Origin of the sequence: Altericroceibacterium spongiae, from assembly GCF_003610805.1 — a bacterium.
Lineage (GTDB): Bacteria > Pseudomonadota > Alphaproteobacteria > Sphingomonadales > Sphingomonadaceae > Altericroceibacterium > Altericroceibacterium spongiae.
In genome coordinates, this window is the sequence record NZ_RAPF01000001.1 from 226,080 (window position 1) to 249,268 (window position 23,189).

The 23,189-nt window shown below is 56.2% G+C and carries 22 protein-coding genes; 11 read left to right on the top strand and 11 right to left on the bottom strand.

Annotation, left to right across the window (positions count from 1 at the left end):
- Positions 1-6: 6 nt before the first annotated feature.
- From D6851_RS01020 to D6851_RS01045, 5 genes are all read right to left on the bottom strand, one after another.
- Positions 7-1,578 carry a putative bifunctional diguanylate cyclase/phosphodiesterase gene (locus D6851_RS01020; protein WP_120323014.1) on the bottom strand — a complete coding sequence of 524 codons (1,572 nt, stop codon included), beginning with the start codon at positions 1,576-1,578 and terminating at the stop codon, positions 7-9.
- A gap of 243 nt (positions 1,579-1,821) precedes the next feature.
- Positions 1,822-2,259, bottom strand: a complete 438-nt coding sequence (locus D6851_RS01030) for an FKBP-type peptidyl-prolyl cis-trans isomerase (RefSeq protein ID WP_120323016.1) — start codon at positions 2,257-2,259, stop codon at positions 1,822-1,824.
- Between the two features lie 193 nt (positions 2,260-2,452).
- On the bottom strand, positions 2,453-3,337 hold the full coding sequence (locus tag D6851_RS01035; RefSeq protein ID WP_120323017.1) for a pirin family protein: 885 nt from the start codon (positions 3,335-3,337) through the stop codon (positions 2,453-2,455).
- On the bottom strand, positions 3,334-4,050 hold the full coding sequence (locus tag D6851_RS01040) for a glutathione S-transferase (RefSeq protein ID WP_120323018.1): 717 nt from the start codon (positions 4,048-4,050) through the stop codon (positions 3,334-3,336). Before D6851_RS01040 ends, D6851_RS01035 begins: the two co-directional genes overlap by 4 nt.
- 3 nt (positions 4,051-4,053) lie before the next feature.
- Positions 4,054-4,341 carry a BolA family protein gene (locus D6851_RS01045; RefSeq protein ID WP_120323019.1) on the bottom strand — a complete coding sequence of 96 codons (288 nt, stop codon included), beginning with the start codon at positions 4,339-4,341 and terminating at the stop codon, positions 4,054-4,056.
- Between the two features lie 50 nt (positions 4,342-4,391).
- Between D6851_RS01045 and D6851_RS01050 the strand changes: the two genes are divergently transcribed.
- Together D6851_RS01050 and cobS are read left to right on the top strand one after the other, a co-directional pair.
- Complete coding sequence (locus D6851_RS01050; RefSeq protein WP_120323468.1) at positions 4,392-4,973, top strand: J domain-containing protein; 582 nt, start codon at positions 4,392-4,394, stop codon at positions 4,971-4,973.
- Positions 4,974-5,074: 101 nt separating this feature from the next.
- Positions 5,075-6,064 carry a cobaltochelatase subunit CobS gene (gene cobS, locus D6851_RS01055; RefSeq protein ID WP_420797082.1) on the top strand — a complete coding sequence of 330 codons (990 nt, stop codon included), beginning with the start codon at positions 5,075-5,077 and terminating at the stop codon, positions 6,062-6,064.
- A gap of 45 nt (positions 6,065-6,109) precedes the next feature.
- Here cobS and truA read toward each other — a convergent pair whose 3' ends face one another.
- Together truA and fmt are read right to left on the bottom strand one after the other, a co-directional pair.
- Complete coding sequence (gene truA / locus D6851_RS01060) at positions 6,110-6,859, bottom strand: tRNA pseudouridine(38-40) synthase TruA (protein ID WP_120323020.1); 750 nt, start codon at positions 6,857-6,859, stop codon at positions 6,110-6,112.
- 55 nt (positions 6,860-6,914) lie between these two features.
- A complete protein-coding gene (gene fmt / locus D6851_RS01065) occupies positions 6,915-7,820 on the bottom strand; it encodes a methionyl-tRNA formyltransferase (protein WP_120323021.1) in 906 nt (301 codons plus the stop codon).
- 53 nt (positions 7,821-7,873) lie between these two features.
- On the opposite strand from fmt, the gene recR reads away from it, so the two are divergent.
- The gene (gene recR / locus D6851_RS01070; RefSeq protein ID WP_120323022.1) at positions 7,874-8,470 is read left to right on the top strand and encodes a recombination mediator RecR; all 597 of its coding nucleotides are present in this window, start codon (positions 7,874-7,876) and stop codon (positions 8,468-8,470) included.
- Between the two features lie 96 nt (positions 8,471-8,566).
- Positions 8,567-8,743 carry a YegP family protein gene (locus D6851_RS01075; protein ID WP_120323023.1) on the top strand — a complete coding sequence of 59 codons (177 nt, stop codon included), beginning with the start codon at positions 8,567-8,569 and terminating at the stop codon, positions 8,741-8,743.
- Positions 8,744-8,748: 5 nt separating this feature from the next.
- Here the strand turns inward: D6851_RS01075 and D6851_RS01080 are convergent, their stop codons facing one another.
- Complete coding sequence (locus D6851_RS01080) at positions 8,749-9,366, bottom strand: DJ-1/PfpI family protein (RefSeq protein ID WP_120323024.1); 618 nt, start codon at positions 9,364-9,366, stop codon at positions 8,749-8,751.
- 141 nt (positions 9,367-9,507) lie between these two features.
- Here D6851_RS01080 and D6851_RS01085 point away from each other — a divergent pair, with 141 nt between their 5' ends.
- From D6851_RS01085 to D6851_RS01110, 6 genes are all read left to right on the top strand, one after another.
- Positions 9,508-10,074: a peptide deformylase gene (locus tag D6851_RS01085; RefSeq protein ID WP_120323025.1), complete on the top strand. Its 567-nt coding sequence runs from the start codon at positions 9,508-9,510 to the stop codon at positions 10,072-10,074.
- 251 nt (positions 10,075-10,325) lie between these two features.
- A complete protein-coding gene (locus tag D6851_RS01090) occupies positions 10,326-11,567 on the top strand; it encodes a lipoprotein-releasing ABC transporter permease subunit (RefSeq protein WP_120323026.1) in 1,242 nt (413 codons plus the stop codon).
- Positions 11,560-12,258 (top strand): ABC transporter ATP-binding protein, encoded by a 699-nt coding sequence (locus tag D6851_RS01095; protein WP_120323027.1) that lies wholly within the window; start codon positions 11,560-11,562, stop codon positions 12,256-12,258. Before D6851_RS01090 ends, D6851_RS01095 begins: the two co-directional genes overlap by 8 nt.
- 76 nt (positions 12,259-12,334) lie before the next feature.
- Positions 12,335-12,610 carry a hypothetical protein gene (locus D6851_RS01100; protein WP_120323028.1) on the top strand — a complete coding sequence of 92 codons (276 nt, stop codon included), beginning with the start codon at positions 12,335-12,337 and terminating at the stop codon, positions 12,608-12,610.
- Between the two features lie 165 nt (positions 12,611-12,775).
- A complete protein-coding gene (dnaE, locus tag D6851_RS01105; RefSeq protein WP_120323029.1) occupies positions 12,776-16,243 on the top strand; it encodes a DNA polymerase III subunit alpha in 3,468 nt (1,155 codons plus the stop codon).
- Between the two features lie 84 nt (positions 16,244-16,327).
- Complete coding sequence (locus D6851_RS01110; protein ID WP_120323030.1) at positions 16,328-17,227, top strand: CHAD domain-containing protein; 900 nt, start codon at positions 16,328-16,330, stop codon at positions 17,225-17,227.
- A gap of 38 nt (positions 17,228-17,265) precedes the next feature.
- Here D6851_RS01110 and D6851_RS01115 read toward each other — a convergent pair whose 3' ends face one another.
- Both D6851_RS01115 and D6851_RS01120 read right to left on the bottom strand, forming a co-directional pair.
- Positions 17,266-18,336, bottom strand: a complete 1,071-nt coding sequence (locus D6851_RS01115) for a PA0069 family radical SAM protein (RefSeq protein WP_120323470.1) — start codon at positions 18,334-18,336, stop codon at positions 17,266-17,268.
- 42 nt (positions 18,337-18,378) lie between these two features.
- Positions 18,379-19,623, bottom strand: a complete 1,245-nt coding sequence (locus D6851_RS01120; RefSeq protein WP_238473875.1) for an Nramp family divalent metal transporter — start codon at positions 19,621-19,623, stop codon at positions 18,379-18,381.
- 199 nt (positions 19,624-19,822) lie between these two features.
- Here D6851_RS01120 and D6851_RS01125 point away from each other — a divergent pair, with 199 nt between their 5' ends.
- Positions 19,823-20,632, top strand: a complete 810-nt coding sequence (locus D6851_RS01125) for a hypothetical protein (protein ID WP_147395400.1) — start codon at positions 19,823-19,825, stop codon at positions 20,630-20,632.
- Positions 20,633-20,690: 58 nt separating this feature from the next.
- On the opposite strand, the gene D6851_RS01130 is transcribed toward D6851_RS01125, so the two are convergent.
- Entirely contained in the window at positions 20,691-23,105 is a 2,415-nt protein-coding gene (locus D6851_RS01130; RefSeq protein ID WP_120323033.1) for a TonB-dependent receptor, read from the bottom strand.
- Positions 23,106-23,189: the final 84 nt, after the last annotated feature.

Consider the following 23,189-nt stretch of genomic DNA (forward strand, 5'->3'; position numbering starts at 1 on the left):
CTGTGGTCAGAGCCTTGCTTGCGCGTTCTGTGTCAGTTTGTGAGCTTGTTCGGCAAGTGCGGCATCGGGAAGCGGTTCGCCATACAGAAAACCCTGACCGATATCGCAGCCATAAGCGATGACGCGCCGGGCATGTTCTTCTGTTTCGATGCCTTCCACGGTTACTTGCAGGCCGAGATTATGCGCCATCAGAGTGATGGTTTCGACAATCGTCTGCGACGATTCGTTGCATTCGATATCGTGGACGAAAGAGCGGTCGATTTTGAGTTTTTCGACGGGCAGTTCGTTCAGATGGCGCAGCGAGGAATAACCCGTGCCGAAATCGTCGAGCGCGATCCGGATTCCGGCATGCTTCAGTCTGGTAATAATATCCCGCGCACTGGCGATGTCGGCCACCAGTGCATTTTCTGTCACTTCAATTTCCAGTCGTTCGGGTGCGATTCCGGCATCGGTGACAATCTGCAGGATGTCTTCCACCAGATCGTCATCGTTGAACTGAACGGGTGACAGATTGACGGCGAGAAAAAGATGCGAAGGCCAGCCGCGCATATCGCGGACGGCCTGTTTCAAAAGGCAATAAAACACTTTCCCGATCAGGCCGGTTTCTTCGGCAATGGCGATAAACTCACCGGGCAGGCGCAGGCTGCCATCATTGAGCCGCCAGCGGCTCAGCATTTCATATCCGACAAGCTGACCGTTCCGGAGGCGGATCAGTGGTTGATAACGCGGCTGGATACGCCCTGCCGGAATGGCTTTGCGCAATGCCTCTTCGATTTCACCGCGGCGAATGGCGGCCATTTCCATGCCAGGTTCGAAAAAACGGAAACGTTTATTCTTCTCCAGCTTGCATTTATACATGGCGGCATCGGCCTGTGACATGGCGGCGTCGGCGCTGATATCGGACCTGTCTATATAGGTTACGCCGATGCTCGAATCCATCGATATGGAGCCGCTTTCCAGCTCGAAAGGCGCATCGAAACAACTGCTGATATGCTCTATCCGGGCAACTAGCGCATCGTCTGCCGGAGCATTGTCGATCAGGATGACGAACTCGTCACCGGCCAGCCGGCTGACCAGAGCGTTTTCGCCGGCGCATTTTGTCAGTCTGTTCGCAGTATCGATCAGCAACTGGTCTCCGGCCTGATGGCCACGCACATCGTTGATCGCCTTGAAGCGGTTAAGATCGACGAGCATCAAAGCGAACGGCACCCGGTCAGCCTGAGCGAGCGCTTTCCTGACAGCCCGGCCGATCTGGCGCCGGTTCGGCAATCCGGTCAGAGCATCGTGCATTGCCATGGCCTGTGCCTGCTCTTCTGCGGCGATACGACGATGGAGTTCCTGCCGCGCTTCGCGCAGACGGCGGATCGAAAAGATTGCCATTGCAAAGGGAAGAACCATCAGCGCCGTCAGAATTTCATCCAGTTCCCAGCTCTCATGAGATTTGGAAAAATGGACGACATGTTCGAAGGCATCGACGGAGATGAAAAAGAGCAGCAAGGTAGTAAAAGCACCGAATATGACCAGCGCTTCCGCCCGGACCATATATTTCAACTGTGTCTTGTTTCTATCGGCGACCATTCATCGAGCTCACATCATGCCTTGCAACATAATGTGAATGACAGGGCTTAAGCAATTGCTAAACAAGCGCTTAGAGCTCAATTTTATGCAAATAGCCGCCTTCAGGGACGGGGCCGGAAATGCCGTGCAAATGATTTTGCAGAGTGTTTTACCGGGAAAGGGAAACCCATCCAAAATGGGTCGAAAAAATAGCAGGCGGGCGGCCCTTCGCTTCTGAAGATCGAAAGGCCGCCGCCTGAACGTTTAGGCTGCGTCTTTGATTTCGACGAGTGTGAGCCCGAAAGTCAGGTCTTCACCGGCCAGCGGATGATTGCCGTCTGCTTTGACAGCTTCTTCACCCACTTCGACGATCACGAGGTTGAGCGTGGAACCGTCCTGCTGCTGGGCAGCGAGCGACATGCCGGCTTCCGGTTCGGGTTCCTGCGGGAGATTGGCGCGCGGAATTTCGATAATCATTTCTTCGCGGCGCGGGCCGAAAGCATTGTCGGATTCGACGATAACGGTCTTTTCCGAACCGACTTCCATACCTTCCAGCGCGGTTTCGATCTGCGGAAGAACTTCACCACCACCGATTTTCAGTGTCTGCGGGCCTTCCTGTTCGGTGCCGCCGACAACGCTGCCGTCATTGGTGCGGACAACGAAATCGATAATGACCGTATCACCGCTTTTTGCAATCTGCATAAAATTCCTTCGAATAGGGGGTTTTGACGCGCAATGCGTCGCTTCGACAGTGCTTCGGGAGCACCGCATTCGGACTGATTGTCGCAATCATGGAGCGACTAGTCAAATCGGGCCCGGCGCTTTGCATTGTTATATGCCGGATAATCCCCGAATATGCCGGGAAAATTTATCCTGTATTACACCGGAAAAACAGTCAGGGATAGCTGACGGTTTTGGGTTTTTCGGGCAGGGGAATCCATTCTTCCTCATCGCCGGGCACTTTGGGGAAGCGGCCTTCGCGCCAGTCTTCCTTTGCCTGCTGAATCCGCTCGCGTGAGGAACTGACGAAATTCCAGAAGACATGGCGTTTGCTGGAAAAGGCCTCTCCGCCCAGCAGGACGACCCGGCCACCGTGACGACTGCGCAGCGACATCGGTTCGCCCGGTTTCAGCACCAGCAGGCTGAACGGCTCCATTGTCTGCCCGTCAAGCTCCGCCTCGCCACCGACCAGCATCACCGCGCGTTCCTCGCTGCGGGCGTCGATTGGAATATAGCCGTTACAGCCCAGCACGATCTCGGCATAGATCGTGTCGCAATAGGTAGTGGTGGGTGCCGATTTGCCCCAGAGCGAGCCCATGATGACCCGTGCGGAGACGTTATTGTCTTCCAGAACCGGCAGATCGGCGAGACTTTCGAAAGCGGCATCCATTTCTTCCTGCCCGTCCGGCAAGGCGAGCCAGGTCTGCATTCCGTAAAGTTTGGGGCGGCCCAGCCGCTCATCGGGCGGGGTGCGTTCGGAATGGACGATACCGCTGCCCGCAGTCATCAGATTGACCTGGCCGGGGCGGATCGTGGCGAAGGAGCCGAGACTGTCGCGATGGTCGATGGCGCCTTCGAACAGCCATGTGACCGTGGCGAGATTGATATGCGGGTGCGGGCGGACATCCATCGCTTCCCCCAGAGCCAGCTCCGCCGGGCCGAATTCATCGACGAAGATGAACGGCCCGATCATGGTTCGCTCTCGTGCCGGGAGAGCCCGGCGGACGGTGAAGCCGCCCAGATCGTGCGAGGTGGGGGTAAGCGTCTGGATGATGGTCATGCCGCGTCAAGCTCCGGGTAATTGCGGAAAATTCCGTCCGTGCCGAAAGGTTTGCAACGCGCAGACTGACGATAGGCGGCGACATTTTCCAGCGCAAAAACGCGCTCCCTCACAGCATGTAGCGCGGGATAGTCGTTTGCGAGCGCCTGCATCCGTTTGGGAAACATGAAATGCAGCCCGTCGAGCAAATAGGCGATCGATGTGTCGAGCGTGCTCCAGCTTTCGCCTTCGAGCATCCAGTCTCCCCCATGCGCCGTCGCGACCCGCTCGAAATGGTCGCAATATTTGGGAATCCGGTCTTCGCGGAAAGACCGGGCGGCGCGGATCGCCTCGTCTTTCTGTTCTTCGTAATAAAGGCTGGTGGTGATCGGGTGATGCACCGCATGGACCTCTTCCACCATATCGGCGATGTCGCATTGAAGCTGGTTGCCGTAGCGGATGCCGGCTGCATCTTTCGGGCCGAGCCCGTGCTCCTGCACCAGAAAGAGCAGGATATTGGGTGTCTGGGCAATGCTTTCACGACCGGTTTCGAGCAGCGGGACGGCGAAAGCGTGGCGCGCCGTCATCGCATCGAGATGGGCCGGGATAGCGCCGAAACCGTCATCGGCTTCGCGGGCACGGTCGCGATAGGCTATGCCGCCCGCTTCGAGCGCATAGCGGACGAAATCGCCGCGGCCAGGCCGGGTCGGCCAGTACCACAGATCATATGTCATGGATCAGGCGTCCTTCGTCGCATCGTCGGGGGCGAAAGCGCGGATGGCGAGGGCATGGACTCTCTCGCCGGGAATATCGCCCAGCGCGTGATTGACCATACGCTGGCGCTGGAGGCGGTTCTTACCCGCGAAGGCGGCGCTTTCGATCACCACGGTGAAATGCGATTCCCCGCTGCCATCATCGCCCATATGGCCCGAATGTTTGGCACTGTCATTGATGACTTCCAGCCTTTCGGGCGCGAAGCTGTTGGTCAGCAAATTGTGGATTTCGGTTGCAAGCGGTCCGGCCATATTATCCTCGGGGGTTTTCAATTCACGGTTCTGTCCCCATCCTAATGGGCGTGAAGAATACAAAGTTCCACGGTCGATTTGAATCTCAGGGCAGGCAATGTGAGCATCCGGACTGCGACCGGCCCGGTGAATTCCGTGCGCCCGGCTCCGGCGGGCACGGTTTTGACGGGCCGGGCCAGTGGCGCTGGTTCTGCCTTGAGCATGTGCGCGAATTCAACGCCGGTTACGACTGGTTCGAAGGGATGAGCGCGGAGGAAATTCTCGATGCGCAGTCCCCGGCTTCGGGCTGGCGGACGCAGAACCGTGTCTATTCGGGCATGGGTGGCGATATGCCGCGCTGGGCCGATTACGATGATCCGCTCGATGCGATCAATAACCGGGCGCGCGATATCAAGCGCCGTGCGGCGGGCGCACAGGCCGAATATAACCGTTTCACGCCGCATGAACGCGAAGCGCTCAATGTCATGGGGCTGGGCGCCGATGCCGACCGGCAGGGCCTCCGCCGACGCTATTCTGAACTGGTGCGCCGCTACCACCCCGATCGCAATGGCGGTGACCGGCAGCATGAAACCCGGCTTCAGCGGGTGGTCGAGGCCTATCAGCTCTTGCGCCGCGCGACGGCTTTTGCCTGAATGCGGGGATGGCAGATACCAATCGAGCCGGGCCGGGACCGGATCATTTGCGCGCTTTCCATGTTGCAGCCGCTCGTCTGCACGTCTACGCAAGCGCTGCGATGAATGATATGACCGATACGAAATCCGACCAAGCCGACACCACCGTCCTTGCCGCTCCCGACATCGAAGTCGATGTCCGGCAGACTTTCGGCATCGATATCGACATGAAAGTCCCGGCTTTTTCCAAAGCCGATGACCGCGTGCCCGATACGGACGACAATTATGTCTTCGACCCGGATACCACGCTGGCGATTCTCGCCGGCTTTGCGCATAATCGCCGGGTGATGGTGCAGGGCTATCACGGTACGGGTAAATCGACTCATATCGAACAGGTCGCCGCGCGGCTTAACTGGCCCTGCGTGCGGATCAATCTCGACGCGCATATTAGTCGTATCGATCTGGTCGGGCGCGATGCGATCGTACTGCGCGACGGTTTGCAGGTTACCGAATTTCGCGAAGGTCTGCTGCCCTGGGCGCTCCAGCATCCGGTGGCGCTGGTATTCGATGAATATGATGCGGGCCGCCCCGATGTGATGTTCGTGATTCAGCGCGTTCTGGAAACGGCGGGCAAGCTGACGCTGCTCGATCAGAACCGGGTGATCCGCCCGAATCCCTATTTCCGCCTCTTTGCGACCTCCAACACGGTTGGCCTTGGCGATACGAGCGGGCTGTATCACGGCACGCAGGCGATCAATCAGGGCCAGATGGACCGCTGGAACATGGTCGTCGGGCTCAACTATCTGCCCGCCGAGACCGAGCTGAACATCGTCTCGGCCAAGACCAGCCTCGACAAGGAAACGGTCGCCAATATGATCCGTGTGGCCGATCTGTCGCGGCAGGGCTTCATCAATGGCGATATTTCCACCGTGATGAGCCCGCGTACGGTGATTAGCTGGGCGCAGAACACTGAAATTCTCGGCGATCTGGGCTTCGCTTTCCGCCTGTCCTTCCTCAATAAATGCGATGAGGCGGAACGGATGCTGGTAGCCGAATATTATCAGCGCGTCTTCGGTCAGGATCTGCCCGAAAGCGTGGTCGGACGGGCCTGAAACACAATATCGTCATTCCCGCCACGGCGGCGGGAATGACGCATTTTAGCTTTCTTGCGGATAGATGGCTTTCACGAAATAGAGCCCGTCGGGCGGGGCATTGAGCCCCAGTGCCTGACGGTCACGCGCGGCGAGTGCTTTGCCGACCTGCGCGACATCCCACTGGCCCTGGCCGACAAGCGCGAGGCAGCCGACCATCGAGCGCACCTGATGATGCAGAAAACTGCGCGCTTCGGCTTCGATAATCACCCATTCACCGGCGCGCCGGACACAGAGCCGGTCGAGCGTCTTTTCGGGGCTCGCCGCCTGACAATGGACCGAGCGGAAAGTGGTGAAATCATGTTTGCCGACCAGCGCCTGCGCGGCTTCGTGCATGGCCCCGGCATCGAGCGGGCGTGACACCTGCCAGGCTTTGCCCCGGTCGAGTGTAAGCGGCGCGCGGCGGTTGCAAATGCGATATTCATAAGCCCGGCCGATGCAGGAAAAGCGGGCATGCCAGTCATCGGGCTTTACCTCGCAGGCGGTCACCGCCACCGGATCGGGGCGCAGTTTTGCATTGAGCGCTTCCATCAGCCGGAATGCGGTGATGTCTTTCGCTATATCCATATGGCTGCGCATGGCGAGGGCGTGAACGCCCGAATCGGTCCGTCCGGCGCTATGCAGAATGACCTCTTCGCCAGTAATGGCATAAGCGGCGTCTTCCAGCGATTGCTGGACACTCGGCCCATGCGCCTGCCTTTGCAGACCCATAAAGGGGGCGCCGTCAAATTCCACGGTGAGGGCGAAACGGGTCATGCGCAACGTCGCCTTGCGGTCCGGTGCTGGAACGATGAAACCAGAAAACCGGGCATCACAGAAGCACGGTTCCCACCGGAATTTTTCTGCCGCGCAGAAAAGCCGCTGCATCCATAGCCGGCTTGCCTGCCCGCTGAATGCGGGTAGGGCGCAGCGCGGCATTGCCGCAGGCGATGGTGAAATCCTCATCCAGCACGGTGCCCGGTGCGCCGTTTACGCCGATTACATGGGCGGAGAGGACCTTGATCCGCTCCCCGTCGAGCTGAAACCATGCGCCGGGGAAGGGGGCAAAGGCGCGCACTTCGCGTTCGAGCTGTTCGGCCGGTCTGGTGAAATCCATCCGCGCTTCGTTCTTGTCGATCTTGGCCGCATAGGTCGCTTCCTTATCGTCCTGCGGCACTGGATGGAGCGCATCGAGATCGATCAGCGTGCCGACCATCAGTTGCGCGCCCAGTTCGGCCAGTTCCTCGGTCAGTTCGCCCGCCGTCTTGTCTTCGATCGGAGTGCGCACCGTGGCAATCATATCGCCGGTATCGAGACCCTGTTCCATCTGCATGATGGTGATGCCGGTGACCGGGTCGCCCGCCAGAATGGCGCGCTGGATCGGTGCCGCCCCGCGCCAGTGCGGCAGCAGTGAGGCATGGACATTGAGGCAGCCATGAGCGGGCGCGTCGAGAATCGGCTGCGGCAGGATCAGGCCATAGGCCGCAACCACTGCCAGATCGGCTTCGAGCGCCAGAAATTCGGCCTGCGCGGCGACATCTTTCAGCGATACCGGATGGCGCACTTCGATCCCCAGCCTTTCGGCTTCCACCTGCACAGGGGAAGGCTGCAATTTCTTGCCCCTTCCCGCGCGGCGCGGGGGCTGGGTGTAAACGGCCAGAATCGTATGGTTCGCTTCGGCCAGAGCGGTGAGGGTGGGCACCGCAAAATCGGGCGTTCCCATGAAGATGATGCGCATATGCTGTGGCGAGGCCCTTCCTAAAATGCTTTGAACGCCCTATCTGCCGCTCCATGGCATCGCAAGAGATCGAGGCGCTTTCCGCTGTATTGTCCCGTCTGCCGGGGCTTGGCCCGCGTTCCGCAAGGCGGGCTGTTTTGTGGCTGGTCAAACGGCGTGAAACCGCGCTTCCGCAATTGCTCGATGCGCTGGCGGCGGTCCGCGATACGCTGGTCGAATGCGATATTTGCGGCAATATCGATACGCAGAATCCATGCGGTATCTGTGCCGATCCGCGCCGCGACCAGCGCCAGATCTGCGTGGTGGAGGATGTTTCCGATCTCTGGGCGCTCGACCGGGCGCGGCTGTTTACCGGGCGCTATCACGTGCTGGGCGGGCGGCTTTCGGCGCTGGAAGGCGTCCGGCCCGAGGATCTTGCCATCGGTTCGCTGATCGAGCGTGTACGGGCCGGCGGTATCGATGAAATTGTTCTGGCGATGAATGCCACGCTCGAAGGGCAGACCACCGCCCATTATATTGCCGAGCGGCTGGAAGACTTGCCGGTGCGTATCACCCAGCTCGCCCATGGCCTGCCGGTGGGTGGCGAACTGGACTATCTCGACGAAGGCACGCTGGCGCAGGCCCTGCGGGCGCGGCGCCCGCTCGGCTGAACGGGCTTTGTCCGCCTGCGGTTGAACTGTGCCCGCCTGCTGTTGACAGGGGCGGTCCCCCCGGCAAATCTGCATTCTCCAGCAAAGGAGGATGATATGGCGCATAAATTCGAAATCTATAAGGACAAGGCAGGCGAATTCCGCGTGCGGTTCAAATATAATTCCGAAATCATGTTTTCGACCGAAGGCTACTCTTCCAAGGCATCGGCGCAGAATGCCATCGATTCCATCAAGACAAACGGCCCCGACGCTCCGGTCGAGGACAATAGCTGAAGGGGTCAGGCGGCCAGCTCGCCGGATGGCAGAAAGGGCCCGATCGCAGCCATAGCGCGGTCGATAAAGACCTGCTTTTCGCCTACCGGCGCGACATAATGGATGGCGTCGGCGGCCTCCTGCCGTCCGGCTTTGCGGGCGATCATCCAGCAGGCGAGATATTGCGCTGCAAGGCAGCCGCCCGCGCTGGCGACATTACCATGCGCGACGAAGGGCGTGTCGAGCACATCGACTCCGGCTTCGATAACCCAGGGTTTCGTGGTGAGATCGGTGCAGGCGGGCAAATCGCCTGTCAGGCCCAGTTTTGCCAGCAATAATGTGCCCGAACATTGCGCACCGATAAGCTGGCTCGAAGGATCGAGCCGGAGGCGGGAGAGCAGCCTGTCATCCTGTGCAATCTCGCGGGTTTTGATACCGCTGCCGATAATCACGGCATCGGCATCCTGCGCGAATTCCAGCGGTTCCTGCCGTTTGATGGTGACGCCGTTCATCGATGTGACCTCCGGTTCCGGGCAGGTGATGCGCGCTTCCCAGCCTTTGGCGCGCAACCGGTTGAGGATGGCGGCGGCGACGAAAGAATCCAGCTCGTTGAAACCATCGAATGTCAAAACGGCGATTTTCATGCGGAATTCCTTTCAGTTTCGCGGCCGGGCGCAATAGTATGAAAGCCGTTCGGGCAGCAAGTCGGTTTCCGGCCAGGCTGATCGAAAATCCGGCGCACACAGCCGCTTGCGCCCGGCGCAGGAGGGTCTTATCTTAGAGCCATGGCTATTCGTGAAATCCTGGAAGTGCCGGACCCCCGGCTCAAGACCGTGTCCAAACCCGTCGAGACTTTCGATGAGGAGCTGAAAGTGCTCGTCGACGATATGTTCGAGACGATGTATGATGCCCCCGGTATCGGCCTTGCCGCGATCCAGGTTGGTGTGCCGCTGCGCGTGCTGGTGATCGATCTGCAGGAACCCGATCCCGAGGCGGAGCCCGAACAGTGCGATCATGACGGTTGCGGGCATGACCACCGGCCGGTGGTGAAAAACCCGCGGGTTTTCATCAATCCCGAAATTCTCGATCCGAGCGAGGATCAGGCGACCTATCAGGAAGGCTGCCTGTCGGTCCCCGATGTTTTTGCCGAAGTGGATCGTCCCGCCACCTGCCGGGTGCGCTGGCACGATCTCGACGGGAATGTTCAGGAAGAGGATATGGAAGGGCTGATGGCCACATGCATTCAGCATGAGATGGATCATCTCGAAGGCATTCTCTTCATAGACCATCTTTCACGGCTCAAGCGCAATATGGCGCTTCGGAAGCTGAGCAAGGCACGCAAGGCCGCCTGACTTTCCAACAGGTTTTCGACTGATCGAAAAGCGGAGGGACACGATTTCCTCCGCTTTTTCGTTTGGGGTGTGGGCGCGGTTGCCGGCCTGGCCATGTTTTGGGCCGTTCTGGCCCCGTTCAAAAGCCTTCTGGCCCTGTTCGGTGCCGTTCTGGCTCCGTTCAGCCGGTGGGCGTCAAAGCGGTTGCCTCGCTGCGATCCGCCCCCTAAACACCGGCGCGAAATGTCCCAAACCAACGCAAAGCCAGTCGTTTGATCCTCTCTCCCTTCGAATGGACCATAGCCAAGCGATATATGCTTCCTGGACGCGGCGAAGCATTCATCACACTGGTTGCCGGTATCAGTCTCGCCGCCGTCATGCTGGGGGTTGCCGCCCTCGTCATCGTGATGAGTGTGATGAATGGATTTCGAGCGGAACTCCTTGATAAGATTGTCGGTTTAAACGGTCATGCGATCATTCAGGCCTATGGCGGACGGCTGAATGACTGGGAGGATGTGCTGGAAGATGTCCGCAAGACGCCCGGTGTGGTCCGCGCTTCTCCCCTCATCGAACAACCGTTACTCGGCAGCTTCAACGGAAGGGTTGAAGCGGTGCTGATCCGCGGCAATACGCAGGACGATATCGACCGGCTGAGCGACAATGTGGTGAGCGGGGATATGTCCACGCTGAAGCCCGATGTAAACAATGTCGCCATCGGTTCGCGGCTTGCCATGAATCTCGGTGCCAGAGTGGGGGACACGATCACCATCATCAATCCGATGGGCCGTTCGACTCCGTTCGGAACTGCGCCGCGGCAGATCGGCTATACGATTACCGCGATTTTCGAAATCGGTGTCTACGACTACGACCAGTCCTTTGTCGTCATGCCGATTCCTAACGCGCAAACCCTTCTTTTAAGCGGAAATTCCATCGGTATGATCGAGGTTCAGACGGTCAATCCGGACACGGTCGACAAGACACTGGCTCCGCTGAAAAACACGCTGGCCGGGCAGGCTGTCGTTTCCGACTGGAAGGAAATCAACGCCTCATTGTTCGAAGCGCTGGAAGTCGAACGGGTGGCGATGTTCTTTGTCCTGTCGATCATCGTGCTGGTGGCAGTGTTCAATATCCTCTCCTCTCTCATCATGCTGGTTCGTGCGAAAACCCGCGATATCGCGATCCTGCGCACCATGGGCGCAACACGACGATCCTTGCTCAAGATTTTCGTAACCACCGGTTTTGTGATCGGAGCAATCGGCACTGTAGCTGGCCTTATACTGGGCTTTATAGTGCTCTATTTCCGTCAGGGCATTGTCCATTTCATGGAAATCGTAACCGGGCAGAGTCTGTGGAACCCGGAAATCCGTTTTCTCACCACCCTGCCATCCAGAACCGACCCGACGGAAATTATTGCGATTACCGCGATGGCGCTGATCCTCAGTTTTCTCGCGACGCTTTATCCGGCCCTGAAAGCGGCCAGCACCGACCCCGTTCAGGTATTGCGCTATGAGTGATAATCCCGTGTTTTCCGGTGCAGAGCCGGTGGTTCGCCTGAGCAACCTCACGCGCAGTTTCGAGCAGGGTGGCGTGCGTATCGATGTGCTGCGCGGCATTGACCTGACCATTGCACCCGGTGAAATCGTGGCACTGCTGGGGCCATCGGGTTCGGGCAAATCGACTATGCTGCAGGCCGTTGGTCTACTGGAAGGCGGTTTCGGCGGAACGATTGAGCTTGTTGGCACCGATGCCAGCAAATTGTCGGGTGATGAGCGCACCGCCTTGCGGCGCAATCATCTCGGTTTCGTCTATCAGTTTCACCATTTGCTGAGCGACTTTTCCGCCATAGAAAATGTCGTGCTTCCGCAATTGGTAGCCGATATCGGCCGTGCGGACGCCGATGAACGCGCGGCAAACCTGTTGAGCAAGCTGGGGCTGGCAGAGCGTCTCGACCATCGCCCGAGCCAGCTTTCAGGCGGAGAACAGCAGCGCGTGGCAGTGGCTCGTGCTCTGGCAAACCGCCCGCACCTTGTGCTGGCGGATGAACCTACGGGCAATCTGGACGAAGCCACGGCGGATAAGGTGCTGGAACAGTTTCTGGACCTTGTGCGCGGACAGGGAAGCGCGGCATTGATCGCCACCCATAATGAACGTCTCGCACGGCGTATGGATCGTGTGGTAAGATTACATGAAGGCGTGCTGACCTGAAACGGTCCTGAAGATTTAATAAACAAATTCAGTTTGATGCCTTTGGGGGCATGGAAAAGGTAGAAGGAGATAAACGATGACCGACCATCCCAGCACTTATAATGGTGGTGCCGGTGCAACGGGCGAAATCGACTGGGACGATCGTGCCTCGATCCACCTGAAGGATGACGGTCGTGGGTTACTGGACAGCATGAAGGGCCTTTATCGCGGCACACTTGCGGAAATGGTCCGGCATGTGATGCAAATGCCTGAAACCGAAAGGGGCAATTATGTGATCCAGAAGGCCGGCGATCACCGGCTGGATCTTCATGAAATCGCGGCGCTTGCGGCCCGGCCGGATTTTCCTGGCTGATCCGGGTATCTGGCCGTTGAACGGGAAGGGCGATGCAGGAGATGCGTCGCCTTTTTTGTATTTTCCAGACATTGAGGTTCATGAGAGGGAAGAACTCACAAGGTTTTCCCCAATCGTGCTCCTTCCTCACTTGATCGCAGGGGCAGAGGGCAGCAAATTACTGGTATGGCTCATGCACCTTTTGTCCCCCTTCGCATTCTCTCCTCCTATTCGATGCTGGAGGGAGCTATCGATCCGAAAGACATTGCGAAGCTTGCAAGGGAGCATGGATTTCCGGCCATCGCCATCTGTGACCGAAATGGCCTTTACGGAGCGCCGATTTTCGCCGGGGCCTGCAAAAAGGAAGGCATTCAGCCGATTATAGGCACGCTCCTAGGTGTTTCACGAGGCGATGGCTTTGCAATCGATTATCTGCCGCTTTATGCGCAGAACGAAACGGGCTGGAATAATCTATGTTATCTGGTCAGCAAGGCGCATCTTGAACGTCCTCTCGAACTCGAACCCCATGTCCTTTATTCTGAGCTGGAGGGGCATACAGAGGGTGTAATCGCGCTTACCGGAGCGAGTGAAGGCGCAATCACCAAGCTGTATGCCGAAGGGCAGAGAGATCACGCCGAAGAAATTGCCGAAAAGCTGATCTCTTATTTTCCCGATCGTCTTTATGTCGAGATTGCGCGCCGCGGACATCCGGTGTCGGATGCAGCCGAAGATGCGCTGATTGCGCTCGCTTACAGCCGTAATCTTCCGCTTGTAGCGACCAATCCGGCTAATTTTGCCGAGCCTTATATGCATGCCGCGCATGATGCCATGCTGTGCATTGCTCATTCGACACATCTCGATACGGAAGATCGATTGCATTCGGAACCGGAAGCCTTCGTCAAAAGTGCTCAGCAGATGGAAGAGGACTTTTCCGACCTGCCCGAGGCTTTGATGAATACGCTGGTCATCGCTCAGCGTTGTGCTTTCGCTCCCCCGAAGCGCAAACCGCTTCTGCCCAGTCTGGCCGGAGACCGGGAAGGGGAAGAACGTATGCTCGCCGAAGATGCTCGCCGGGGCCTTGCCAAACGGCTCGAAGTCTATCCTGAGCTGAGCGATGAAGACCGCAAAATGTATGAAGAACGGCTCGAATATGAGTTGGGTATCATCATTCGGATGGGTTTTCCGGGTTATTTCCTGATCGTTGCTGACTTTATCAAATGGGCAAAGGAACAGGGCATCCCTGTCGGACCGGGGCGCGGTTCCGGGGCCGGTTCGCTGGTGGCATGGTCACTGACGATTACCGATCTCGACCCGATCAGTCTGGGGCTGCTGTTCGAACGGTTTCTTAATCCCGAGCGTGTGTCTATGCCGGATTTCGATATCGACTTCTGCGAAACGCGGCGTGGCGAAGTAATCCGCTATGTGCAGAATAAATATGGCCACGATCACGTGGCGCAGATCATTACCTTCGGTAAGCTGAAAGCGCGCGCTGTGCTGCGCGATACAGGCCGTATTCTACAAATGCCCTATGGTCAGGTGGACCGTTTAACCAAGATGGTACCCAATCACCCGACCGATCCGTGGACTCTTGAGCGTGCGCTTAACGGAGCGGCCGATTTCCGGCGTGAATATGACAATGATAATGAGGTGAAACGCCTCATCGATCTGGCCAAGCAATTAGAGGGTTTTCCACGCAATTCGTCGACACATGCAGCTGGTGTGGTAATTGGAGACCGGCCGCTTAATCAGCTTGTGCCGCTTTATCGCGATCCACGTTCGGATATGCCGGTGACCCAGTTCGACATGAAGTTTGTCGAAGACACAGGTCTGATTAAATTCGACTTTCTTGGCCTGAAGACATTGTCGGTTCTGCGCAAAGCTGTCGATCTGCTCAAGCGGCGGGGGATCGATGTCGATCTGTCGCATATCCCGATGGACGATTCCGATGTTTTCGAGCTGCTGAAACGTGGCGATACGGTTGGTGTATTCCAGCTGGAATCTGAAGGAATGCGCCGTACACTGGCAGCGGTAAAGCCGACCAAATTCGAAGATATTATTGCGCTCGTATCTCTCTATCGGCCCGGCCCGATGGATAATATTCCGCTATTCGGAAAACGTAAAAATGGCGAAGTGACTATTGAATATCCGCACGAAAAACTGGCGGGTATTCTCGAAGAAACATACGGAATCTTCGTGTATCAGGAACAGGTGATGCAGGCTGCGCAGATTCTGGCCGGTTATTCACTGGGGGACGCCGATTTGCTTCGTCGCGCCATGGGCAAAAAGATACAGGCGGAGATGGATGCGCAACGCATTCGTTTTTGTGAGGGCTGCAAAGAAACTTCCGGAATTGAGAAGAATAAGGCGAATGAGCTGTTCGACTTGATCGATAAGTTCGCTGGTTATGGTTTCAACAAATCCCATGCTGCAGCTTACGCCTTGCTCTCCTATCAGACCGCCTGGCTAAAAACGCATTATCCCGAGGAATTTTATGCTGCGGCAATGTGCTTCGACATGCATCAGTCGGAGAAACTAGCTGTGTTTGTCGATGATATGCGCAAGAACGACGTTATTATCCTCGGACCTGACATGAACGCCTCCGAGGCGGAATATATAGTTGAGCAGACGCAGGACGGATATGCCGTCCGCTATGGCTTGGCAGGCCTGCGCAATGTGGGCGAAAAGGCAATGGATGCTGTGGTCGCCGAAAGGGAGAAAAACGGGCCTTTCGCGTCGCTTGAGGATATTTTCCGTCGTATGCCGCCAGGAGCGATGAACCGTCGCCAGCTGGAAGGTCTTGCAGGAGGCGGGGCGTTTGACAGTCTCGAACCCAACCGGGCCAAGGTTCTTGCGAATGCCGATATGCTTCTGGCCGTTGCAGAAGCTTCTGAGCGTGATCGCAGCAGCGGTCAGGGCGGATTGTTCGGCGGCGATGATCATATCGAGCCGGATTTGCGACTGGTCGATGCCGAACCATGGAGCCGCAACGATCAGATGGCGAATGAGAAAGATGTTTTCGGTTTCTATTTTGCTGCCCATCCAGTGGAACAATATCGCGCGGTTGCCTCCGGAAATGGCGCGCGGTCTTATGCCAGCCTGATGGATGGGGGTGCCATTGGCGGACGTTCGCAGGCAGTGATGGCGGCAATGGTTGAAGGCGCCAGCAAGGGGAAAACACGGCGTGGCAAGGATTTCGTGAGAGTGGATTTCTCCGATAGTTCCGGGCAATTCAGTGCTGCCTGCTTCGAAGAAACCCTGGTTGAATCTTTCCAGAAATGGGCTGCCGATGGTATGTGCGTTCTCCTGAACGTGGAGCTTGACAGTCCCAGCCCGGAAGAACCTCCCCGTGTGACTATTCGCGGCGCGCGGCCTTTGGATCAGGTAACCAGCAGTGCCAGGATGCGATTAACGCTTGAAGTTTCCAGCCTGGAAGCCCTGCAGGAATTGCGGCTGGCTTTGCGGGAAGGGGATACCGGGCGCGGAGAAGTTCTGGCCCGGCTCAAGCTTGGCTTGGGGCAAACACCTCTGATGCGTCTCGGTAAAGACTTCGCGATTGACGGCAATCTGGCGGAAAAGCTCGCAGATATTCCGGGTCTGGCGAATATATCGCTGACAACACGGCAAGGGGCAGGTTCTCTCCGTCTGGTTGCCTGACGGCTCTGCCCTTGCACATTGCCCTTTTTATGGCGAGTATTATGGTTCCGGGGTTATCCCGTCATTACAGGGAACTGTCATTCGATGGCCTATCGATTTCGCCGCAAGGACAAAACGGTCGAAACAGGTATACGTCGCATAGCTCGTGAGCAGATCGATAAGGCTATCGCATCGATCGACAGTGAGGATGATGATGCAGAAATCATTCATGCCATCCGCAAAAGGTGCAAGAAATTACGGGCATTATTGAGGCTCGTTGGACCCTCTTTCCCTAAATTTCAGAAGGAGAATCGTATATTCGCCGATACGTCCGATCTGGTCGGTGATTTGCGCCATCCGGATCTGATGGAGCGGACCTACAGGCAGTTGGTGAAGACTTACAACAAGGAACTGAATTGTAAGTCTTTCCTTTTGATCGGTGAGAATATCAAGGCGCAGCGCGAGGCCGATCTCAGCCGGATGGATATCGATGCAAGGCTGGCAGCATGTCGCAATCGTTTCCGTGAAGCGAGCAAGCGCGTCGCCTATTGGCATCTCGAAGAAGAAGGCTGGGAAGCGCTGTCGGCTGGTGTTTTGGGGGTGTATGAGCGGGCTTGCGCGGCTCTTGATGCAACGAAGTCTGATAATGGGAATGCCTATTACGAATTGCGCAAATGGATGAAATATCATCGCCACCATATGCGTATTCTCAGGCCAATTGCGCCGACCGTCTTTGCCGAAAGAGCAAAACACGCCCGAAAACTGACGAAGCTGTTGGCGGGACATAACAACTTGCTGCTGTTCGAAGATCGTCTGCGGTCCGAGCCAGCGACCTATGGTGCCGATGAGGATATCGAGGCCATTCTTATTCTCGCCCGGCGTCAGCGCATCGTACAGGATGCGGAAATCAGCCGCGCGGCGCATAAGCTGCTGCAATACGAACCGGATGACTTGTCCCGCAAATGGGGAAAAATGTGGGCTGAATGGGCGGACAAATCCCAATAATATCTGCTTTTGCCAGCTGGTGTTTCGCAATCGCCTTCTCAAAAGAGCGACATTTGTCCTTCCAGTGCAGCGGGTTGAAAAAGACTGCAATCGAGGCCGAATTGCGGTTTCCCAAGGCCAGCACGTTTGCAGGCAAGCCGGAAACGGGTTCGAAACAGGTCCGCCCAGACACCGTTTGGGCGCATTCTCGTTCCAAAATCAGGATCATTGTCGCGGCCTTGTCGCATCGAGCGGATAATGCTCATGACTTTGCCTGCTCGATCAGGAAAATGGGTTTGCAGCCATTCGCGGAATAATGGGGCGACTTCATGCGGCAGACGCAAGGCTATCCAGCCTGCCGATGCTGCGCCTGTTTCGGCGGCTTTGGTAATGATCGCTTCGAGATACTGATCTGTAATGCAGGGAATGACCGGTGCGACTGAACAATGTGCCGGGATACCTGCTTCTGCCAGTTTGTTTAAGGCTGCAAGTCTCTTGCCAGGGGAGGCAGCGCGCGGTTCCAGCAGCCTTGAAAGACGAGAATCGAGGCTTGTCACTGAAATCGCCACGGCGGTCAGTTTATGGGTTGCGAGTTCACTGAGCAGATCCAGATCGCGGAGCACACGGTCGGATTTCGTGGTTATCGTCACCGGATGACGGGCCACCAGACAGGTTTCCAGAATTTGTCTTGTGATCCGATAACTCGCTTCGATGGGCTGATAGGGATCCGTATTGGTGCCCATTGCGATCGGGCGAGGACTATAGCGCTTATTGGTGAAGGCCGTTTGTAAAAGCCTTGCTGCATCGGGTTTAGCGAAGAGCTTGGTTTCAAAATCCAGGCCGGGTGACAAATCGTGCCAAGCGTGACTGGGTCGGGCAAAGCAATAGATGCAGCCATGCTCGCAGCCACGATAGGCATTGATCGAACGGTCGAAGCCGATATCGGGCGATGCGTTGAAACTGATGATAGAGCGCGGAAATTCTTCCGTCACTTCAGTACGAAGCTTAGGGGCCGGGCCGTCTATAGTGTCATGCGCATCCAGCCAGTCTCCATCCAGCTCGGTTTCAGGGAGAGAAAAACGAGCGCTTTTGCGATTATTCGTTGAGGCGCGGCCACGTTGAATCGGCATGTTCGAATAGGAACATAAAAAGAACAAAAGAGCAAGCTGTGTTCAGTGAAGAAGCTGCCAAAGTTGTTGCCCGGCAAGCAAAATGAACAGAATGGAGGAGCCGCCCAGAACCAGATTGGCCATCCAGCCATTGCGAGCCGGTTCAGGTACTGTACGTGAATTAAGCAGAAGAATCAAAGTGATAGCTAGAAAAGGCATAAACAGCGCCCCGAAAGCGCCATAAGCTACCACCAGAAGGAAAGGCCGGTCGGCAAAAAGCAGTGCCATAGGTGGAAAGGTAAGCCACAGAAGATAGGCACGAAAGGCAGGTGTTTGTTCTCTTGTTGACGACATATCATCGCTGTCGCCTTTGGCGTGATAATACCAGTCTGCAAAAAACAGGCTCATACCATGCCATACACCGAAGACGGAGGAGAGCGCAGTTGCCGCAAAGCCGATCAGGAAAACGGTGGCTACCACAAGGCCGAACCGCTCTTCCAGTATGCGCGACAGATCGAGAAGCCCATCTTCGCCAGATTGTAACGCAATACCTGCCGAATAGAGCAATTCGGCTCCCACGATCAGCATGGCAACCACAAAAATGCCGGTAACGATATAGGCTGCAGCATTGTCGATCCGCATTAAGGGTATCCAGCTTGCCCCTTTCCACCCTTTGACTTGTACCCAATAGCCATAGGCAGCCGTAGTCACTGTGCCTCCAACCCCGCCTATCAGGCCCAGCGTGTAAAAGAGTGCGCCGTCAGGGAGAGAAAAAGTGAGTCCAGACAAAAGGTCGGGCAGATCTGGGGTCACAAGAATGGCCAGTCCGACCATGACCACGAACATGACACCGACCATGATCTTCATCACGGTTTCGAAGGTCTCGTACCGATTGAACAAAACAAAAGTAAAACCGGTCAGTCCGGTCAGGATTGCCCATATTGGGAAAGGCAAAACAGGAAACAGTGCAGCCAAAGGCAGGGCGATCGCTGTTGCGCCATAGAGGAAACCCCAGAGAATGACATATATGCCGAAATACCAGCCAGTCCAGCGACCGAGACTTTTCCAGCCTGCCAGTATGGTTGAGCCGGTAGCCAGATGGTATCGGGCCGAGCCTTCCGACAGCGCAATCTTGACTATGCAGCCGAGAATAGCGGCCCAGAGAAGCGTATAACCAAAACGCGAACCGGCAATCAACGTAGCTACAAGATCGCCGGCACCCACACCCGTTGCCGCCACAACGATGCCAGGCCCGATCTGGCGCCAGTTCGGGCGAACCTGCTGCATGGCGGATGCCTGATTGTTCATCGTTTGCTTTCCCATCCAGTCTGCGTTCCTGCCCTGCACCGGTCTGTTCCACAAGCCCGACCATGATCGAAACGTTAACCATTCGAGGCGTCATCACTCGTAGCAATACGAGAGGGTATGTGAGGCTGCTGCTTATAGTTAATATCGCATTCCCTGTTCTGCACATCATTCCCGGTGTGCGCCGAGAACAGGGAATATCATGTCGAAAAACTCCATCTTATGGTGCACTGGGCAATGCGCTGATCAACGTCTGTCCTTTGGCAGGGCCGTCCTGTTGACGGCGGGTTCTGCGCTTTGCACGATGGCACAACCCGCGCTGGCCGCCAGCGGGAAGCAAATTGCTAATTTGCAACAAACTGTTTTCTATTCATCTGCTTCTACACCAGCATCGATGCGCGATGTAGGGTCCGCCAGTGAAGGGGACCGGATCGTCTTTGTTCCGTCCGCACCGAATTTCCCAATGATGTCAGCGATGCAGGATATTGCCGGGTTTGATCTTGCAAAAACACTCGATCACCCTTCATCGCCTGCTTTTTCTTACAGTTCCGCGCGTTTCCGCCAGGAGGAGCGTATGATGCTTTCGATGCAGGTGCTGGATAGTCTGCCAGAGCGCATCGCCTACGCAATGCCGGATAATCAGCAGGAAAAACTTGCTGAATTGCCCGAAGCGGCAAAGCCTGAAGTGGTTGTGGAGGGGAAAGGTGATGAACGGGTACGCTGGAAGGACATCAAGACTTATGAATACGCCTATCAGACGCTCAATCTGATCGATGCTGTCCAGACAGTGACACTGCTGTCGCAGGATGGTCATCACGAAGCCAACCCATTGCTTGGTAAAGATCCTTCGACCATTGAAGTGATCGGATACAAAGCTGCAGGAGGTCTCCTCCATTATGGGCTGACTCGGTTTTTGCTAGCGAAATCTCCACAGCACGTGAAGTTGTTTCAGCAAGTCAGTCTGGCAATTCAGGGCGGGGTGGTCGCCTGGAACATGCAATTCGCATTTTGATAAAAAAGGGGCGCGGCATATTGAATGCCACGCCCGCGAAGTACCGAGTTCCGGGTGGTTAGAACTCGAAACCGACTGAAAAGATCGCTTGCCGTGGCGGGATGTAGGTTTCCATCGTCTGGGCACTGCCATAAGGATCGGAGAAGCGTGAATTCACGCCTTCCACGTCAAACAGATTGGTTACCGTGAAAGAGAAATCCAGCGGGAAATCTTCCGGTGCATATTTGAAGAAGAGATTGACCTGCTCATAAGAAGGGGTGGTGTCGAATTCCGAGTTGTTGAACAGGCGGTAGCTATATTTGCCGCGATAAATGATCTGTGCGCGAGCTGTGAAGTCGCCACCGGCAATCACGTTATTATAGGTGATCGCCGCCTGACCGGTGAAATCAGGCACTTTGGGAACATCATTACCGTTGATGTTCTGGCGGGCGTTATCACGAGCAACCGCTCCTGCATAAAAATTGTCCCAGAAAAGCCAGTCAGGAAAACCAGCTGCATTTTGGGCATCGGCCGCAGAAGACGGATCGAGCGCGTAATAATCCTTGGTAAATTCCCCGTGGAGCAGGGAAGCTGAACCGTCTATCTTCCAATGATCGTTCAACAGCCAGAGGCCTTCCAGCTCAAGGCCGTAAATTTCGGCTTTGGGAGCATTGCTTGTACCTTCACCATACGGAATAGGGTCTTCTTCCAGGAATTGAAGATCGTTATAGTCGTAATAGAAGGCAGAAAGGTTTAACTGAGCAGTTCGGTCAAGGAACTGGTTTTTTGAACCGATTTCGAAGGAATTAACCGTTTCCGGCTTGTAGGTTGGTGCGATCGCATCTTCCCAGCCTAATGCGAGATAAGCGCTGTTCCCGCCGGCTGCCGATGTGTTGATACCACCCGGCTTAAAACCGCGCGTATAACTGGCATAGATCATGTTGTCCGGTGTGAACTTATATTCGAGTGCAAATTTGCCAGTCCATTCCGTGGTGGAATAATTCTGCGTCGGAACAGGCTGCAGATAGGGGCCGGTTTCAGAAATATCGCTATTTGTGGCCGTTTCGCCCGTATATTTATCCTTATTGTAACGCAGGCCGGCTGTGACAGACAGGCTATCGGTCAGATCCAGGGTGCCCTGGCCGTAAATAGCCCAGGCCTTGCGTGTGATCGAAGACAATTCAGCATAGGTGATGTTGTCGATCAGCGGGTTGGTTGCTTCTGTGTCGGGAGACAATACGGGCGGAACCAGATTATCGTCCGATCCACGATATTCGAGCACATATTGTGAGTTCTTGGAGTGCAGGTAGACACCGCCAACGATCCACTGAAGCGGACCATTCCCGTTGGAGGACAGATTGAATTCCTGCGTCCAGCTCTTGGTGTTGCTTTCCCATGTCGAAACATGGTCGTAGCGTGTGCCGCCATAAAGCAGCGGGTTGAACGTCAGATCATAGAAAAGATCGGCTGTCAGTCCGTCGGCATCCCATGCCTGATCGGAATAGAGCTTCTGATAGCTGGTGATCGATTTCGCTGTGGCAAAGCCCAGATCGAGAGCCACTGTGCCATAGTAAAGGTCTGTATCTACTGTAGCATGGGCGGGAAAATCCTGCGTCAGTTCACGAGCATCGTCATTGGGATCGAGAATGTTCTTCTGCGCCGGGCCATGCGTATCGCTATCATATTGCGTTGCGTTGAGCATGATAGAAAGCGTATCGGTGGGCTCCCATTGCGCAGCGACGCGCCATGCTGTGTTGTCTTCATCATCCAGCTCGTAATCGCCGTCATTGTCGCCCACCACATCGGTGGCCTTGGCAAACCCGTCATGCGAAGCATGCTGAACATAGCCGCGAACGGCAAGCGTATCGCCTATGGGCACATTGAGTCCGACATTGCCCTGAATGAGCCCGTAATTGCCGAAACCGATATCTCCCTTTGCTTCGGTCTCGCCGATCTTGGGCTTGTTAGTCACGACATTGATTGTTCCACCTGTGGAACCCTGGCCGAACATCGTTCCTTGCGGGCCGCGGAGCACTTCGACCTGACCGACATCGATGAAGGCTGCACTCGCTGCAATGGAGTTGAAAATATAAACGCCGTCGACGTGATAGGAGACGCCCGGCTGCGTGTTGGTGTTTTCCGGCGTTTCCGATCCGATACCGCGAATAGAAATAATGCGTTCACCGCCACCACTTTTGGCAACGACCAGGCCGGGTACCACGCCATTGAGGCCTGTAATGTCCTGAATGTTACCTTGTTCGAGCGTGTCCGCGTTGAGCGCTGATACGGCGAGCGGTGCGTCCTGCAAAGTGACGTCGCGTCTTTCGGCTGTCACCACGATCGTACCGATCTGTCCCTGATCGGCGGCTGTGGCTGCTGCCGACACAGGTGCGGGGGCAGCAGCCGCTGTTTCCGCGAAAGCTGTTCCCGGAATGAGCGCGAATAGAGAAATCCCCGAGGTTAGGAGCGCTTTTCTGCAAAAATCATTGGTCATGGCTTGATCCCCCAAAATTGGATACCATCCTCCCGTGCCGCATTCATATATGTACGGCTTGACGATCTCATTGAGCCATGTGTT